This is a genomic window from Pseudomonas sp. C5pp, from assembly GCF_000814065.1.
In the GTDB taxonomy this organism is placed as follows: Bacteria; Pseudomonadota; Gammaproteobacteria; order Pseudomonadales; family Pseudomonadaceae; genus Aquipseudomonas; species Aquipseudomonas asiatica.
Map to the genome: position 1 here is coordinate 14,777 of NZ_JWLN01000034.1, position 15,562 is coordinate 30,338.

Below are 15,562 nucleotides of genomic sequence, written 5' to 3' on the forward strand. Positions count from 1 at the left end.
GGATAATCAATGAGCAGCCGCTGGGAGGGCATCGACGAATTCGTCGCCGTGGCCGAGTCGGGCCAGTTCACTGCAGCCGCCGAGCGCCTGGGCGTTTCCTCATCGCACATCAGCCGGCAGATCGCCCGGCTGGAGGAGCGGCTGCAGACGCGCCTGCTGTACCGCAGTACCCGGCGGGTGACCCTGAGCGAGGCCGGGCAGACATTCCTGCAGCACTGCCAGCGCCTGCAGGATGGCCGCGAGGAAGCTCTACGCGCCATGGGCGATCTGGCCAGCGAGCCCAAGGGGCTGCTGCGCATGACCTGCGCGGTGGCCTACGGCGAGCGTTTCATCGTGCCGCTGGTGACGCGGTTCATGGCGCTGTACCCGCAGCTGCGGGTGGATGTGGAACTGAGCAACCATACCCTCGACCTGGTGCATGAAGGCATGGACCTGGCCATCCGCCTGGGCCGGCTGGCCGACTCACGACTGGTGGCAACCCGCCTGGCACCCCGGCGCATGTACCTGTGCGCTTCGCCGGCCTACCTGGAACGTTATGGTCGGCCGCACAGCCTGTCGGAACTGGCGCGGCACAACTGCCTGGTAGGCAGTTCGGATTTGTGGGCGCTACAGCAGGACGGCCGCGAGATCAGCCAGCGAGTCCAGGGCAACTGGCGTTGCAACAGCGGGCAGGCAGTGCTGGACGCAGCGCTGCAGGGGATGGGGTTGTGCCAGTTGCCGGATTACTACGTGCTGGAGCACTTGAACAGTGGTGCGTTGGTGTCGTTGCTTGAGGCGCACCAGCCACCGAATACCGCGGTGTGGGCGCTGTATCCGCAGCAGCGGCACCTGTCGCCGAAGGTACGGCGGCTGGTGGATTACCTGAAAGAAGGGTTGGCGGGGTTGCCGGAGTATCGCTTGAACTGAAACCTTGTGCTGGCTGCTCTGGCCTCTTCGCGGGTAAACCCGCTCCCACAGGTACAGCGCAAACCTGAAGGGATGTGCGATACCTGTGGGAGCGGGTTTACCCGCGAAGAGGCCGGCACAGGAGCAAGAAATTCAGCGGCGCCCTGCCCAACGCTGGCGCAACCACTCCAGGTCTTCCGGCCGGGTCACCTTGATGTTGTCGCTGCGCCCTTCGACCAGCCGCGGCGCCTGGCCGGACCACTCGATGGCAGAGGACTCGTCGGTCACCAGCACATCCGACACAAGGCACTCGGCCAGCGCCTGATGCAACGCCCCAAGGCGGAACATCTGCGGTGTATAGGCCTGCCAGATGGTACTGCGGTCTACAGTAGCGCCCACCCGCCCATCAGCATCGGCCCGCTTGAGGGTATCGCGCGCCGGCACCGCCAGCAGGCCACCCACCGGGTCGTCCGCCAGCTCCGACAACAGCTTGTCCAGATCGCTGCGCGCCAGGTTTGGTCGCGCGGCATCATGCACCAGCACCCAGTCGCTGTCCGCCGCCCCTTGGGCATGCAGCATCAGCAAGGCATTGAGCACCGAGTCGGCACGCTCGCGCCCTCCCACGGCGCGCTGGATGCGCGAGTCGCTGGCGCAGCGCAGGCGAGGCCAGTACGGGTCATCTTCGGCAATGCTGACCACCACGCCCTTGAGCATAGGGTGGCCAAGAAAACAGTCGAGGCTGTGCTCGAGAATGGTCTGCCCGGCCAGCTCCAGATACTGCTTGGGGCGGTCGGCAGCCATGCGGGCACCTACGCCCGCAGCAGGAATCACGGCCCAGAAGGCCGGTAAGGTTTCGATCATTTCTGTGGCAACTGGAAGAGGGTTTCGCCCTCTTTGACCATTCCCAATTCGTGGCGAGCCCGCTCTTCAACGGTCTCCATGCCTTTTTTCAGCTCCAGCACTTCGGCATCGAGCACGCGATTGCGCTCGAGCAAGCGCTCGTTTTCGGCATGCTGCTCGGCAATCTGCTGCTTCAGCTCGGTCACTTGCGCCAGGCTGCCATTACCCACCCACAGGCGGTACTGCAGGCCACCCAGCAGCAGGAGCAGGACGAGGAACAACCAATAGGGACTGCGCATCACGTTATCCAGGTTAAAAAGGCTGCCGGGTATTTTTACTTCCGGGCCTCGAATAGCACGAAGCCTGGCCGAGGCCAGGCTTCGTCGACAGAAACCCGTTGAAATGTAGGAAAGTTCAGTACGAACGTTCCCACAACTCCGGCTGCTGTCTTTTTACCATCTCTTGCTTAACCGCGAAACTCGGCACGACCGCGGTAAACCGCTTTGGCACCCAGTTGCTCTTCAATGCGCAGCAGCTGGTTGTACTTGGAAACGCGGTCGGAACGGCACAGCGAGCCAGTCTTGATCTGGCCGGCAGCGGTACCCACGGCCAGGTCGGCAATGGTCGAGTCTTCGGTTTCACCGGAACGGTGCGAAATCACTGCGGTGTAGCCAGCAGCCTTGGCCATCTGGATGGCTTCCAGGGTTTCAGTCAGCGAGCCGATCTGGTTGAACTTGATCAGGATCGAGTTACCGATGCCCTTCTCGATGCCTTCCTTGAGGATCTTGGTGTTGGTGACGAACAGGTCGTCGCCAACCAGCTGCACCTTGGTGCCAATCTTGTCGGTGAGGATCTTCCAACCAGCCCAGTCGGACTCGTCCAGGCCGTCTTCGATCGAGATGATCGGGAAGCGCTCGGTCAGGCCTTTCAGATACTCGGCAAAGCCTTCAGCGTCGAACGACTTGCCTTCGCCGGACAGGTTGTACTTGCCGTCTTCGTAGAACTCGGAAGCCGCGCAGTCCAAGGCCAGGGTCACGTCGGTGCCCAGCTTGTAGCCGGCTTTCTCAACGGCTTCGGCGATGGCGCCCAGGGCGTCTTCGTTGGAAGCCAGGTTAGGGGCGAAACCACCTTCGTCACCAACGGCGGTGTTCAGGCCACGGGCCTTGAGCACGGCTTTGAGGTGGTGGAAGATTTCGGTACCCATGCGCAGGCCGTCAGAGAAGGTCTTGGCGCCAACCGGCTGTACCATGAACTCCTGGATGTCGACGTTGTTGTCGGCGTGCTCGCCACCGTTGATGATGTTCATCATCGGTACCGGCATCGAGTACTGGCCAGGGGTGCCGTTCAGGTTGGCGATGTGCGCGTACAGCGGCAGGTCCTGGTCCTGGGCAGCGGCCTTGGCAGCAGCCAGGGAAACGGCCAGGATGGCGTTGGCGCCCAGCTTGGCCTTGTTCTCGGTACCGTCCAGCTCGATCATGGCGCGGTCCAGGGCCTTCTGGTCGGCAGGGTCCTTGCCCAGCAGCAGGTCACGGATCGGGCCGTTGATGTTGGCGACAGCCTTCAGCACGCCCTTGCCCAGGTAACGGCTCTTGTCGCCATCACGCAGCTCCAGCGCTTCGCGCGAGCCAGTGGAAGCACCGGACGGCGCGCAGGCGCTGCCGATGATGCCGTTGTCGAGCAGTACATCGGCTTCCACGGTGGGGTTGCCACGCGAATCGAGAACTTCACGACCTTTGATGTCGACGATTTTTGCCATTGTTGTAAGCACTCCAGAATTGACGAAAACAACTTAGCTTAGGGAATTCTTGCCGTTCACCGGGCGGAATTGCAGTGGGCAGGCCGGGTGAAGGGAACCCCTGACCGACTGGTCAGGGGTGGATCGGACGGTACTTTACCCGAGAATTGAGCTTTACGCGGTTTCTACCGTCGGAAAACTTTTCACCAGGTCGTCCAGTTGCTTGAGCTGGGCCAGGAATGGCTCCAGTTTGTCCAGGCGCAGGGCACATGGGCCATCGCACTTGGCGTTGTCCGGATCGGGGTGTGCTTCGAGGAACAGCCCTGCCAGGCCTTGGCTCATGCCGGCCTTGGCCAGGTCGGTGACCTGGGCGCGGCGACCACCGGCGGAATCGGCGCGACCACCCGGCATCTGCAGGGCGTGGGTCACGTCGAAGAACACCGGGTACTCGAACTTCTTCATGATGCCGAAGCCGAGCATGTCCACCACCAGGTTGTTGTAGCCGAAGCTCGAACCACGCTCGCAGAGAATCAACTGGTCGTTACCGGCCTCTTCGCACTTGGTCAGGATGTGTTTCATTTCCTGGGGCGCGAGGAACTGGGCCTTCTTGATGTTGATCACTGCGCCGGTCTTGGCCATGGCCACCACCAGGTCGGTCTGCCGCGACAGGAAGGCCGGCAGCTGGATGATGTCGCACACCTTGGCTACAGGCTCGGCCTGATAAGGCTCGTGCACGTCGGTGATGACCGGCACGTTGAAGGTGCGCTTGATCTCTTCGAAGATCTTCAGCCCCTCTTCCATGCCCGGGCCACGGTACGAGGTCACCGACGAACGGTTGGCCTTGTCGAAGCTGGCCTTGAACACGTACGGGATACCGAGCTTCTCGGTCACCCGCACGTACTCTTCGCAGACCTTCATTGCCAGGTCACGGGACTCCAGGACGTTCATGCCGCCGAACAGGACGAACGGCTTGTCGTTGGCTATCTCGATGTTACCGACGCGAATGATCTTCTGGGTCATTGATCAGGCCTTGTTCTTCTGAGCCAGGGCTGCCTTGACGAAGCCGCTGAACAGCGGGTGGCCGTCACGCGGGGTCGAGGTGAATTCCGGGTGGAACTGGCAGGCGACGAACCATGGGTGGTCCTTGGACTCCACCACTTCCACCAGCGCGCCGTCTTCAGAGCGGCCGGAAACCACCAGGCCGGCATCGATCAGTTGCGGCAGCAGGTTGTTGTTCACTTCGTAGCGATGGCGGTGACGCTCGGTGATCACGTCCTTGCCGTAGCAATCGTGCACCTTGGAACCGGCCGCCAGCTGGCAGTCCTGTGCGCCCAGACGCATGGTACCGCCCAGGTCGGAGGCTTCGCTGCGGGTTTCGACGGCACCGGTGGCATCGGCCCACTCGGTGATCAGGCCGACTACCGGGTGGCCGCTGTTGCGGTCGAACTCGGTGGAGTTGGCATCCTTCCAGCCCATCACGTTACGGGCGAATTCGATCACGGCCACCTGCATGCCCAGGCAGATACCCAGGTACGGCACCTTGTTCTCACGGGCGTATTGCACCGCGGTGATCTTGCCTTCCACGCCGCGCAGGCCGAAACCGCCCGGCACCAGGATGGCATCGGCGCCTTCGAGCAGGCTGGTGCCCTGGTTCTCGATGTCTTCCGAGTCGATGTAGCGCAGGTTGACCTTGGTGCGGTTGGTGATGCCGGCGTGGCTCATCGCTTCGATCAGCGACTTGTACGCATCCAGCAGCTCCATGTACTTGCCGACCATGGCGATGGTCACTTCGTGCTCAGGGTTGAGCTTGGCATCGACCACCTTGTCCCACTCGGACAGGTCGGCGCCATTGCACTGCAGACCGAAACGCTCGACGACGAAATCGTCCAGGCCCTGTGCGTGCAGCACGCCCGGGATCTTGTAGATGGTGTCGACGTCTTCCAGCGAGATCACCGCACGCTCTTCAACGTTGGTGAACAGCGCGATCTTGCGACGCGACGAGGCATCGACCGGGTGGTCAGAGCGGCAGATCAGCACGTCAGGCTGCAGGCCGATGGAGCGCAGCTCCTTGACCGAGTGCTGGGTCGGCTTGGTCTTGGTCTCGCCAGCGGTGGCGATGTACGGGACCAGGGTCAGGTGCATCAGCATGGCGCGCTTGGAGCCCACTTCGACGCGCAGCTGGCGGATGGCTTCGAGGAACGGCTGCGACTCGATGTCACCGACGGTACCGCCGATTTCCACCAGGGCCACGTCGGCATCGCCGGCGCCCTTGATGATGCGACGCTTGATTTCATCGGTGATGTGCGGGATGACCTGGATGGTCGCGCCCAGGTAGTCACCACGACGCTCCTTGCGCAGTACGTGCTCGTAGATGCGGCCGGTGGTGAAGTTGTTGTTCTGGGTCATGGTGGTGCGGATGAACCGCTCGTAGTGGCCCAGGTCGAGGTCGGTCTCGGCGCCATCGTGGGTGACGAACACTTCACCGTGCTGGAACGGGCTCATGGTGCCCGGATCGACGTTGATGTACGGATCCAGCTTGAGCATGGTGACCTTCAGGCCCCGCGCTTCCAGGATGGCCGCCAGGGAAGCCGAGGCAATGCCTTTCCCCAATGAAGAAACAACACCGCCCGTGACGAATATGTAGCGCGTCATGAAAAACCCTAGAAGTCTGCGTTAAGGCGGCCAGCGCCGCCGGAGAAAGCGAAGGAAGGCCGAAGCCCCCGATCACCTGCGTCAATCACAGTGCATCTCGAAAAACTGCCGCGTCTGTACAAACCAGGGGTATCCCCGGCATGGAGCTCGCTCGTCATTTCCAGAATCAGCCCAGCAAAAAACTGCTTGGTAATCGGCAACTCCTGTGTTTTCGCGGAACCCACAGAAGCTGTATCAAGAAGGGAGGGTAGTCTACCCGAATGTACCCTTCAGCTCAAACCTTGCGCGTTCGTCGGCAACTGCCAGGACAGCTGGCAATCAGCCTGCACCAGCCCGGGCAGGTTGGCCACCGCCAGCAAGCGTTCGCCCTGGTACAGCAGTGGCAGGCGCGGGCGCAGGAAAAGCGGCACCTGCAGTTCGTTTAACAGGCGCTTGAGGTCGCGTCGGCCGCGGCCGGGGACATCCAGCACTTCACCGCCCTGGCGGTAGGCAATGCGCAAGCCGTCCAGCGGCGCTGCGCCAACAAGACGCACCCTGCCGTTACCCGGCAACAGCAAAGGCTTGGCGGGATCGGCCCAGGGCAGTTCGCCGACGGGCAGCTGCAGCCAGTCACCACTCAACCACCAGATGCGGCCATGACTGCGCAGCAACTGCCCATCGGCAAGCTGCCAGGCGGGCCGGGCATCGGCGGCGGCATCGCGCAGGTCCGCCCAGCCGGCCCAGTGTCGGGTGTCGGGCAGGCGGGTACGGCGGCTCAGCCAGTACTGCAGGGCATTGCGCTGACGGGCCGGCGACAGTGCCACCAGGGTAGCCAGGTCGAGGGAGTCCAGCCCCGGCCAAGCCAGCGGCGCGCCCTCCCCGGCGAGCACCAGGTCGTCCTGGGCAAGCTCGTCCAGCAGGCCTTGGGCTTCGCTCAGGTGCTCGGCGGCGCGGGCCAGGTTCTGGCTGGCCTGCGGCCAACGTTGCCGAAGCAGCGGAAAGACTTCGCTGCGCAGGTAGTTGCGGGCAAATTGTGTGTCAGCGTTCGTCGGATCTTCGATCCAGGCCAGCCCATTGACCTGGGCGTGGTCCTGCAGTTGCTGGCGGGAACAGCCCAGCAATGGCCTGACCAGGCTACCCTGCCCTAGCGCCCGCTGCCCCGGCATTGCAGCCATGCCACGCAGGCCTGCGCCGCGCAGCAGGCGGAACAGCAGGGTTTCGGCCTGGTCGTCGCGGTGCTGGCCGGTGAACAGGATGTCGCCTGGACCGAGCGTTTGCCTGAAGGCAGCATAGCGGGCGTCGCGGGCAGCCTGTTCGAGGCTGGCGCCGGGGGTGACCTGGACATGGATGACCTGGAGTTCGATGCCAAGATTGTCGCAGACGGTTTGGCAGTGGGCGGGCCAGGCATCGGCGGCGGGTTGCAGGCCGTGGTGGACGTGGATGGCGCGCAATGGAGGGGATGCGTGATTGCGGGCGTAGTCGGCCAGCAGGTGCAGGAGGACGGTGGAATCGAGGCCGCCGGAGAAAGCGATGTACCAGGCTGGGGCGTTGAGCCAAGGGGTGAGGTTGATCATCGAACCCGCACTCAATTCGAGAATGCATTCGCGGGTGAACCCGCTCCCACAGGGATCGCGCCGTTTCAGAGGGCTGCGCAGTACCTGTGGGAGCGGGTTCACCCGCGAACACCGGCGAAGCCGGTGCCATTCATCTCGCTATCAGATACCGTAGCTCATCAGGCGATCGTAACGGCGGGCCAGCAGCGCGTCATGGTCGAGCTTGCCGAGCATGTCCAGCTGCTGTACCAGGTCGGCACGGATGCTTTCCGACATCTTCGCCGGGTCACGGTGGGCGCCGCCCAGCGGCTCCTGGATGACCTTGTCGACGATGTTCAGGCTCTTCAGGCGCTCGGCGGTGATGCCCATGGCTTCGGCTGCGTCGGCTGCCTTGTCGGCAGTCTTCCACAGGATCGAGGCGCAGCCTTCCGGCGAGATCACCGAGTAGGTGGAGTACTGAAGCATGTTCAACTGGTCGCACACACCGATGGCCAGCGCACCGCCGGAACCACCCTCACCGATCACGGTGGCGATGATCGGGGTTTTCAGGCGCGCCATCACGCGCAGGTTCCAGGCGATGGCCTCGCTCTGGTTGCGCTCTTCGGCGTCGATGCCCGGGTAGGCGCCCGGGGTGTCGATGAAGGTCAGGATCGGCATCTTGAAGCGCTCGGCCATTTCCATCAGGCGGCAGGCCTTGCGGTAGCCTTCAGGGCGCGGCATGCCGAAGTTGCGGCGTACCTTCTCGCGCACTTCGCGGCCCTTCTGGTGACCGATGACCATGACCGGCTTGCCGTCCAGGCGCGCAGTACCGCCGACGATGGCAGCGTCGTCGGAGAAATGGCGGTCGCCGTGCAGCTCTTCGAACTCGGTGAAGATGTGCTCCAGGTAGTCCAGGGTGTAAGGACGACGCGGATGACGAGCCAGGCGGGCGATCTGCCAGCTGGTCAGGTTGCCGAAGATGCTTTCGGTCAGGGTGTTGCTCTTGTCTTGCAGACGGGCAATTTCATCGCTGATGTTCAGCGAGTTGTCGTTGCCTACCAGGCGCAGGCCTTCGATCTTGGCTTGCAGGTCGGCAATCGGCTGTTCGAAATCGAGAAAATTCGGGTTCATAGTCATCCGTCTTGGGTCTACGGCCAGGCGGCCGGCCGGTTGATCCGTTTGGCGCCCTACCTTAAGGGATCAGGCGCATTCAGGTCGAGATTAAATTTTTGTCGGTTCAACGATATTGCAGGAAGACGTTCTCACGCCCGAACTGGTCACGCAGCGCCTGAATCAGCCCATCGGCAGGGTCGATAGCCCACTGCTCGCCGAACTGCAGCATGGCCTTGGCGTCGCTGCCGGTGTATTCGAGGGTGATCGGGCAAGCGCCGCGATGGCGGGTAATCAACTCGCCCAGCCACTTCAGCCGGTCGCCCTTGAGCGCTTCGTGTGCCACCTTCAGGCGCAGGCTCTCGGCCAGCTTGGTGCGCGCATCTTCCATGGTCATCACCTGCTTCACCCGCAGGCGCAGGCCACCGGAGAAATCGTCGTTGCTGACCTCGCCTTCGACAACCACCATGGCATCGGTCTGCAGCAAGGACTGTGCCGCCATGAAGGCATCGGCAAACAGCGATGCTTCGATGCGGCCGGAGCGGTCATCCAGGGTGACGAAGCCCATCTTGTCGCCCTTCTTGTTCTTCATCACCCGCAGGGCAATGATCATGCCGGCGATGGTCTGGGTATCGCGTGACGGCTTGAGGTCGATGATGCGCTGGCGGGCGAAGCGGCGGATCTCGGTCTCGTACTCGTCGATCGGGTGGCCGGTGAGGTACAGGCCAAGGGTGTCCTTTTCGCCCTTCAGGCGTTCCTTGAGGGTCAGTTCGCGCACCTTGCGGTGGTTGGCGTAGACGTCGGCATCCGCCTCTTCGAACATGCCGCCGAACAGGTCGACGTGCCCACTGTCAGCGGTGTGGGCGGCCTGCTCGGCTGCCTTGATGGCCTCGCCCAGCGCCGAGAGCAGGGTTGCACGGTTGATGTCGATGTTGGCGTGGTAGGCCTTGATCTCGTCATGGAAGTGCGGGCCCAGGCGGTCCAGCGCACCACTGCGGATCAGCGCGTCGAGGGTACGCTTGTTGACCCGTTTGAGGTCGATGCGCTCACAGAAGTCGAACAGGTCCTTGAATGGGCCACCCTGGGCGCGGGCCTCGACGATCGCCTCCACCGGGCCCTCGCCGACGCCCTTGATGGCGCCCAGGCCGTAGACGATGCGCCCGTCATTGTTGACGGTGAACTTGAAGTCGGAGAAGTTCACATCGGGCGCGTCGAGGCGCAGCTTCATGCTGCGCACTTCCTCGACCAGCACTACCACCTTGTCGGTGTTGTGCATATCCGCCGACAACACCGCAGCCATGAACGGCGCCGGGTGGTGGGTTTTCAGCCACGCGGTCTGGTACGACACCAGGCCATAGGCGGCGGAGTGGGATTTGTTGAAGCCGTAACCGGCGAACTTTTCCACCAGGTCGAAGATGTTACCTGCCAGGTCTGCATCGATATTGTTGTTGGCACAACCTTCGATGAAACCACCGCGCTGCTTGGCCATCTCCTCGGGCTTCTTCTTACCCATCGCACGGCGCAGCATGTCGGCGCCGCCGAGGGTATAGCCAGCCATCACCTGGGCGATCTGCATCACCTGTTCCTGGTACAGGATGATGCCGTAGGTCGGTGCCAGCACCGGCTTCAGGCCTTCGTACTGGTAGTCCGGATGGGGGTAGGCGAGCTCGGCGCGGCCGTGCTTGCGGTTGATGAAGTCGTCCACCATGCCCGACTGCAGCGGGCCTGGGCGGAACAACGCCACCAGTGCGATAAGGTCTTCCAGGCAGTCGGGCTTGAGCTTCTTGATCAGCTCCTTCATGCCGCGCGATTCAAGCTGGAACACCGCCGTGGTTTCGGCCTTCTGCAACAGCTCGTAGGTCTTGCGGTCGTCCAGCGGGATGAAGTCGATGTTTACATCGGGCAGGTTCTTCTTCGCCTGCTCGCGGTTGATGATCTCCATCGCCCACTTGATGATGGTCAGGGTCCGCAGGCCGAGGAAGTCGAACTTCACCAGGCCGGCGGCCTCGACGTCATCCTTGTCGAACTGGGTTACCAGGCCGCCGCCCTCTTCATCACAGGCGATCGGCGAGAAGTCGGTGAGCTTGGTGGGGGCAATGACCACACCACCGGCGTGCTTGCCGGTACCGCGTGTCACGCCCTCGAGCTTCAGGGCCATGTCCCAGATTTCGCGAGCGTCTTCGTCACCCTTGAGGAAGTCGCGCAGGATCTCTTCCTGCTCGTAGGCCTTTTCCAGGGTCATGCCCACTTCGAACGGGATCATCTTCGACAGGCGGTCGGCCAGGCCGTAGGACTTGCCCTGTACCCGCGCCACGTCCCGCACCACCGCCTTCGCCGCCATGGTACCGAAGGTGATGATCTGGCTGACCGCGTTGCGGCCATAGGCTTCGGCCACATAGTCGATCACCCGGTCACGGCCATCCATGCAGAAGTCGACGTCGAAGTCGGGCATGGAAATACGTTCAGGGTTGAGGAAGCGCTCGAACAGCAGGTCGTAGGCCAGCGGGTCGAGGTCGGTGATCTTCAGTACATAGGCCACCAGCGAGCCAGCACCCGACCCTCGGCCCGGGCCGACAGGCACACCATTGTTCTTGGCCCACTTGATGAAGTCCATCACGATCAGGAAGTAACCGGGGAAGCCCATCTGGATGATGATGTCCAGTTCGAACTTCAGGCGGTCCAGGTAAACCTGGCGCTTCTCTTCGTAGTTGGGCGTGGTCTCTTTCGGCCACAGCACTGCCAGGCGCTCTTCCAGGCCTTCGTGGGACACATGCCGCAGGTAATCATCGATGCCCATGCCGTTGGGCGTGGGGAAGTCGGGCAGGAAGTACTTGCCCAGCTGCACCTGGATGTTGCAGCGCTTGGCAATCTCGACGGTGTTGGCAATGGCGTCGGGCAGGTCGCTGAACAGTTCGGTCATTTCTTCGGCCGACTTCAGGTACTGCTGGTCGCTGTACATCCTTGGACGGCGCGGGTCGTCAAGGGTCCAGCCCTCACCGATGCATACGCGGGTTTCGTGAGCATCGAAGTCCGATTGCTTGATAAAACGCACATCGTTGGTTGCCACCAGCGGAGCGCCGAACCTGTCGGCCAAGGCCACGGCAGCGTGCACATATTCCTCGTCGCGGGCGCGGTTGGTGCGCTGCACCTCGACATAGAAGCGCTCGGGGAACATCGCCATCCAGTCCTGCAGCAGGGCCTCGGCTTCATCTTGCCGCCCCGCCAGCAAGGCCATGCCGATGTCACCTTCCTTGCCAGCGGACAGGGCGATCAGGCCCTCGCTGGCCGGGGCGATCCATTCACGCTGAAGGATCACCAGGCCGTTGCGCTGGCCCTCGGTCCAGCCGCGCGAGATCAGCTCGGTGAGGTTGCGGTACCCCTTGGGGTTCATGGCCAGGAAGCAGATACGCGACAGCGGTGCTTCCGGGTCGGCAGCGGCCAGCCACAGGTCGGCGCCGCAGATCGGCTTGATGCCCGCGCCCATGGCAGTCTTGTAGAACTTGACCAACGAGCACATGTTGCTCTGGTCGGTGATCGCCACCGCCGGCATGTTCATCCCGGCCAGCGCCTTGGCCAGCGGCTTGATCCGCACCAGGCCGTCGACCAGCGAGAATTCGGAGTGGACGCGCAGGTGAACGAAGGGAACCGACATGGAAGATCCTGTAGCAGTGCTGAACGACAAGGGCGGGATTGTAGCGTAAATGGGGATGTTTTTTGGGGCTGCTTCGCAGCCCTTCGCGGGCACGCCCGCCCCCACAGGAATATCATCGCCCTCGGGAACGGCGCCATACCTGTGGGAGCGGGCGTGCCCGCGAAGGGCCGCAAGGCGGCCCCAGAGGTCAGATCAGGGAGTCGGTAACGCCTTCACGTGCGTCCCACGCGGCCCGCACCGGGGCAAAGGAACGCCGATGAATGGGCGTAGGCCCCAACCGTGCCAGCGCCTCGAGGTGCACCGGGGTCGGGTAGCCCTTGTGCCCACCAATGCCATAACCTGGGTAGATCAGCTCGAATGCGCTCATCTCCCGGTCACGGGTCACCTTGGCCAGGATCGACGCCGCCGCGATGGCCGGCACCTGGCTATCGCCCTTGACTACCGGCGACGCCGGTACGGCCAGTTTCGGGCAACGGTTACCGTCGATCAGGGCCAGCTTCGGTGTAATGTGCAGGCCTTCCACCGCGCGCTGCATGGCCAGCATGGTCGCATGCAGGATATTCAGGCGGTCGATTTCCTCGACCTCGGCACGCGCAATGCAGAAGCTCAAGGCCTTTTCGCAGATCTCGTCGAACAGCGCTTCGCGCTTGGCTTCGGTGAGTTTCTTCGAATCGTTCAGGCCGAGGATCGGGCGCGCCGGGTCGAGGATTACCGCCGCGGTCACGACTGCACCGCACAGCGGGCCACGGCCCACTTCGTCGACGCCCGCGACCAGGTCCTCGACCAGGTTGAAGTCCAGTCCAATTTGCATGTCAGCGGTCCTTGAGCAAGGCCAGTACCGCCTCGGCCGCCTGGTTGGAGGCGTCACGGCGAAGGGTGCGGTGAATTTCGTCGAAACTTCCGGTCTGCCGGCTGCCATCGGCTACCAGCGGCGCCAGGGTATTGGCCAGTGCTTCGCTTGTAGCGTCATCCTGCAGCAGCTCGGGTACCAGCGCACGCTGGGCCAGCAGGTTCGGCAACGAAACGTAGGGGCTCTTTACCAGGCGTTTGAGGATCCAGTAGGTCAGGGGCGCCAGGCGATAGGCCACAACCATCGGCCGCTTGTACAGCAGCGCTTCGAGGGTAGCGGTACCCGAGGCGATCAGCACCGCGTCACAGGCCGCCAGGGCCTGGTGCGAATGGCCATCGAGCAGGGTCAGCGGCAGCTTACGCCCTTCGAGCATCTGCTCGACCTGGGCGCGACGCGCGGCATTGGCACAGGGCAGTACGAAACGCACGCCCGGTACCTGCTGGCGCAGCCTTTCGGCAGCATCCAGGAACAGTGCCCCCAGGCGCCCTACTTCGCCGCCCCGGCTGCCCGGCATCAACGCCACTACCGGCCCTTCGCCCAGGCCCAGCGCGGCACGCGCCGCAGGGCGGTCGGCTTCTAGCGGGATGGTATCGGCCAACGGGTGGCCAACGAAGCGCACAGGCACGCCCTGCTCTTCATAGAACCGCGCCTCGAATGGCAACAGCGTCAGCATCAGGTCGCAGCCTTCGCGAATCTTCAGCACACGCTTCTGCCGCCAGGCCCATACCGACGGGCTGACGTAGTGCACGGTCTTGATCCCGGCCTGACGCAGTTTCAGTTCGATGTTGAGGGTGAAGTCGGGGGCATCGATGCCGATGAACACATCGGGTTTTTCACCGATCAGGGTCTCTATCAGCAGCTTGCGCCGCTTGAGCAGCTCGCGCAGGCGCCCCAGCACTTCGACCAGGCCCATCACGGCCAGGCGCTCCATGGGGAAATAGGATTGCAGGCCTTCGGCTTCCATCAAGGGACCACCAACGCCGATGAACCGTACATCGGGGTGGCGTGCCTTGATGGCACGCATCAAGCCTGAACCGAGAATATCGCCGCTGGCCTCACCTGCGACCAAGGCTACGCAAAGCTGGGCCATGTCAGCGGGTGATGCCGCGGGCGGAGTTCACGATCGACTGGCGGAACAGATCGACCTCAGGGTGCTTCGCAGCCAGTTCGTCCAGCTCCTTGAGCGCGTCTTCGACGGTCAGGCCCTGGCGATAGACAATTTTGTAGCAACGGCGCAGCACATGGATCACCTCGTCGCTGAAACCCCGGCGGCGCATGCCTTCGAAGTTCATGCTGCGGGCTTCGGCCGGGCTGCCGAACACGGTGACGAAGGCCGGGACATCCTTGCCGATCGCCGTGCCCATGCCGGAAAACGCGTGGGCACCGATATGGCAGTACTGGTGCACCAGGGTGTAACCGGACAGGATCGCCCAATCCCCCACGTGCACATGGCCGGCCAAGGCCGTGTTGTTGACCAGGATGCAGTGGTTGCCGATGACGCTGTCGTGGCCGATGTGGGCATAGGCCATGATCAGGTTATGGTCACCGACGGTGGTTTCCGAACGGTCCTGGACGGTACCGCGGTGGATGGTCACCCCTTCGCGGATCACATTGTGGTCACCGATCACCAGGCGCGTCGGCTCACCCTTGTACTTGAGGTCCGGGGTGTCTTCGCCGATCGAGGAAAACTGAAAGATACGGTTGTGCTTGCCGATGCGGGTCGGCCCTTTGAGCACAACATGCGGGCCGATAACGGTGCCCTCCCCGATCTCCACATCAGGGCCAACGATCGACCAGGGGCCGACCTCGACACCATCGGCCAGCCTGGCCGACGGGTCGATAATGGCCCGAGGATCAATCGAATTCATAGGGAGCGTTCCGCACAGGTGATTTCTGCCGAGCAAACGGGCTTGCCGTCGACCAGGGCGCGGCACTCGAATTTCCAGATCATGCTCTTGCGGCTGAGGAACTTGGCTTCCAGCACCAACTGGTCACCCGGCAGTACGGGCTGACGGAAACGCAGCTTGTCGGAGCCGACGAAGTAGTACAGGGTGCCATCGGCCGGTTTGGCGTCGAGCATCTTGAAACCGAGGATACCCGCGGCCTGTGCCATGGCTTCGATGATCAGGACGCCCGGCATGATCGGGTGCGCCGGGAAATGGCCGTTGAAGAACGGCTCGTTGATGCTGACATTCTTGTAGGCACGAATGCTCTGGGCCTCGTAGTCCAGCTCCGTCACGCGGTCCACCAGCAGGAACGGGTAACGGTGAGGCAGGTATTCGCGAATCTCGTTGATGTCCATCATTTCGGGGGGGAAGCCTGTAATA

At 62.9% G+C, this 15,562-nt stretch carries 13 protein-coding genes; 1 reads left to right on the forward strand and 12 read right to left on the reverse strand.

Annotated features, from left to right (window positions below):
- Positions 1-9: 9 nt before the first annotated feature.
- On the forward strand, positions 10-906 hold the full coding sequence (locus RR51_RS23055) for a LysR substrate-binding domain-containing protein (RefSeq protein ID WP_015269205.1): 897 nt from the start codon (positions 10-12) through the stop codon (positions 904-906).
- 132 nt (positions 907-1,038) lie between these two features.
- Here RR51_RS23055 and ispD read toward each other — a convergent pair whose 3' ends face one another.
- The 12 genes from ispD to fabZ all read right to left on the reverse strand — a co-directional run bounded on the left by ispD (position 1,039) and on the right by fabZ (position 15,540).
- Positions 1,039-1,746 (reverse strand): 2-C-methyl-D-erythritol 4-phosphate cytidylyltransferase, encoded by a 708-nt coding sequence (gene ispD, locus RR51_RS23060; protein ID WP_039614791.1) that lies wholly within the window; start codon positions 1,744-1,746, stop codon positions 1,039-1,041.
- On the reverse strand, positions 1,743-2,024 hold the full coding sequence (ftsB, locus tag RR51_RS23065; protein WP_004375443.1) for a cell division protein FtsB: 282 nt from the start codon (positions 2,022-2,024) through the stop codon (positions 1,743-1,745). The genes ispD and ftsB overlap by 4 nt, the downstream gene beginning before the upstream one ends.
- A gap of 167 nt (positions 2,025-2,191) precedes the next feature.
- Positions 2,192-3,481 (reverse strand): phosphopyruvate hydratase, encoded by a 1,290-nt coding sequence (gene eno / locus RR51_RS23070; protein ID WP_015269203.1) that lies wholly within the window; start codon positions 3,479-3,481, stop codon positions 2,192-2,194.
- A gap of 153 nt (positions 3,482-3,634) precedes the next feature.
- Positions 3,635-4,480, reverse strand: a complete 846-nt coding sequence (gene kdsA / locus RR51_RS23075) for a 3-deoxy-8-phosphooctulonate synthase (protein ID WP_015269202.1) — start codon at positions 4,478-4,480, stop codon at positions 3,635-3,637.
- Between the two features lie 3 nt (positions 4,481-4,483).
- Positions 4,484-6,112 carry a CTP synthase gene (locus tag RR51_RS23080; RefSeq protein ID WP_004375437.1) on the reverse strand — a complete coding sequence of 543 codons (1,629 nt, stop codon included), beginning with the start codon at positions 6,110-6,112 and terminating at the stop codon, positions 4,484-4,486.
- A gap of 269 nt (positions 6,113-6,381) precedes the next feature.
- Positions 6,382-7,665 carry a tRNA lysidine(34) synthetase TilS gene (tilS, locus tag RR51_RS23085; RefSeq protein ID WP_039614792.1) on the reverse strand — a complete coding sequence of 428 codons (1,284 nt, stop codon included), beginning with the start codon at positions 7,663-7,665 and terminating at the stop codon, positions 6,382-6,384.
- 141 nt (positions 7,666-7,806) lie between these two features.
- Positions 7,807-8,754 carry an acetyl-CoA carboxylase carboxyl transferase subunit alpha gene (gene accA, locus RR51_RS23090; protein ID WP_013971263.1) on the reverse strand — a complete coding sequence of 316 codons (948 nt, stop codon included), beginning with the start codon at positions 8,752-8,754 and terminating at the stop codon, positions 7,807-7,809.
- Between the two features lie 106 nt (positions 8,755-8,860).
- Positions 8,861-12,385 carry a DNA polymerase III subunit alpha gene (gene dnaE / locus RR51_RS23095; RefSeq protein ID WP_013971262.1) on the reverse strand — a complete coding sequence of 1,175 codons (3,525 nt, stop codon included), beginning with the start codon at positions 12,383-12,385 and terminating at the stop codon, positions 8,861-8,863.
- Positions 12,386-12,572: 187 nt separating this feature from the next.
- Complete coding sequence (gene rnhB / locus RR51_RS23100; RefSeq protein WP_013971261.1) at positions 12,573-13,196, reverse strand: ribonuclease HII; 624 nt, start codon at positions 13,194-13,196, stop codon at positions 12,573-12,575.
- Between the two features lies 1 nt (position 13,197).
- Positions 13,198-14,325, reverse strand: coding sequence for a lipid-A-disaccharide synthase (gene lpxB, locus RR51_RS23105; RefSeq protein ID WP_039614793.1), 1,128 nt, complete (start codon positions 14,323-14,325; stop codon positions 13,198-13,200).
- Position 14,326: 1 nt separating this feature from the next.
- Entirely contained in the window at positions 14,327-15,103 is a 777-nt protein-coding gene (lpxA, locus tag RR51_RS23110) for an acyl-ACP--UDP-N-acetylglucosamine O-acyltransferase (RefSeq protein WP_023661474.1), read from the reverse strand.
- Complete coding sequence (gene fabZ, locus RR51_RS23115; protein ID WP_004375427.1) at positions 15,100-15,540, reverse strand: 3-hydroxyacyl-ACP dehydratase FabZ; 441 nt, start codon at positions 15,538-15,540, stop codon at positions 15,100-15,102. Before fabZ ends, lpxA begins: the two co-directional genes overlap by 4 nt.
- Positions 15,541-15,562: the final 22 nt, after the last annotated feature.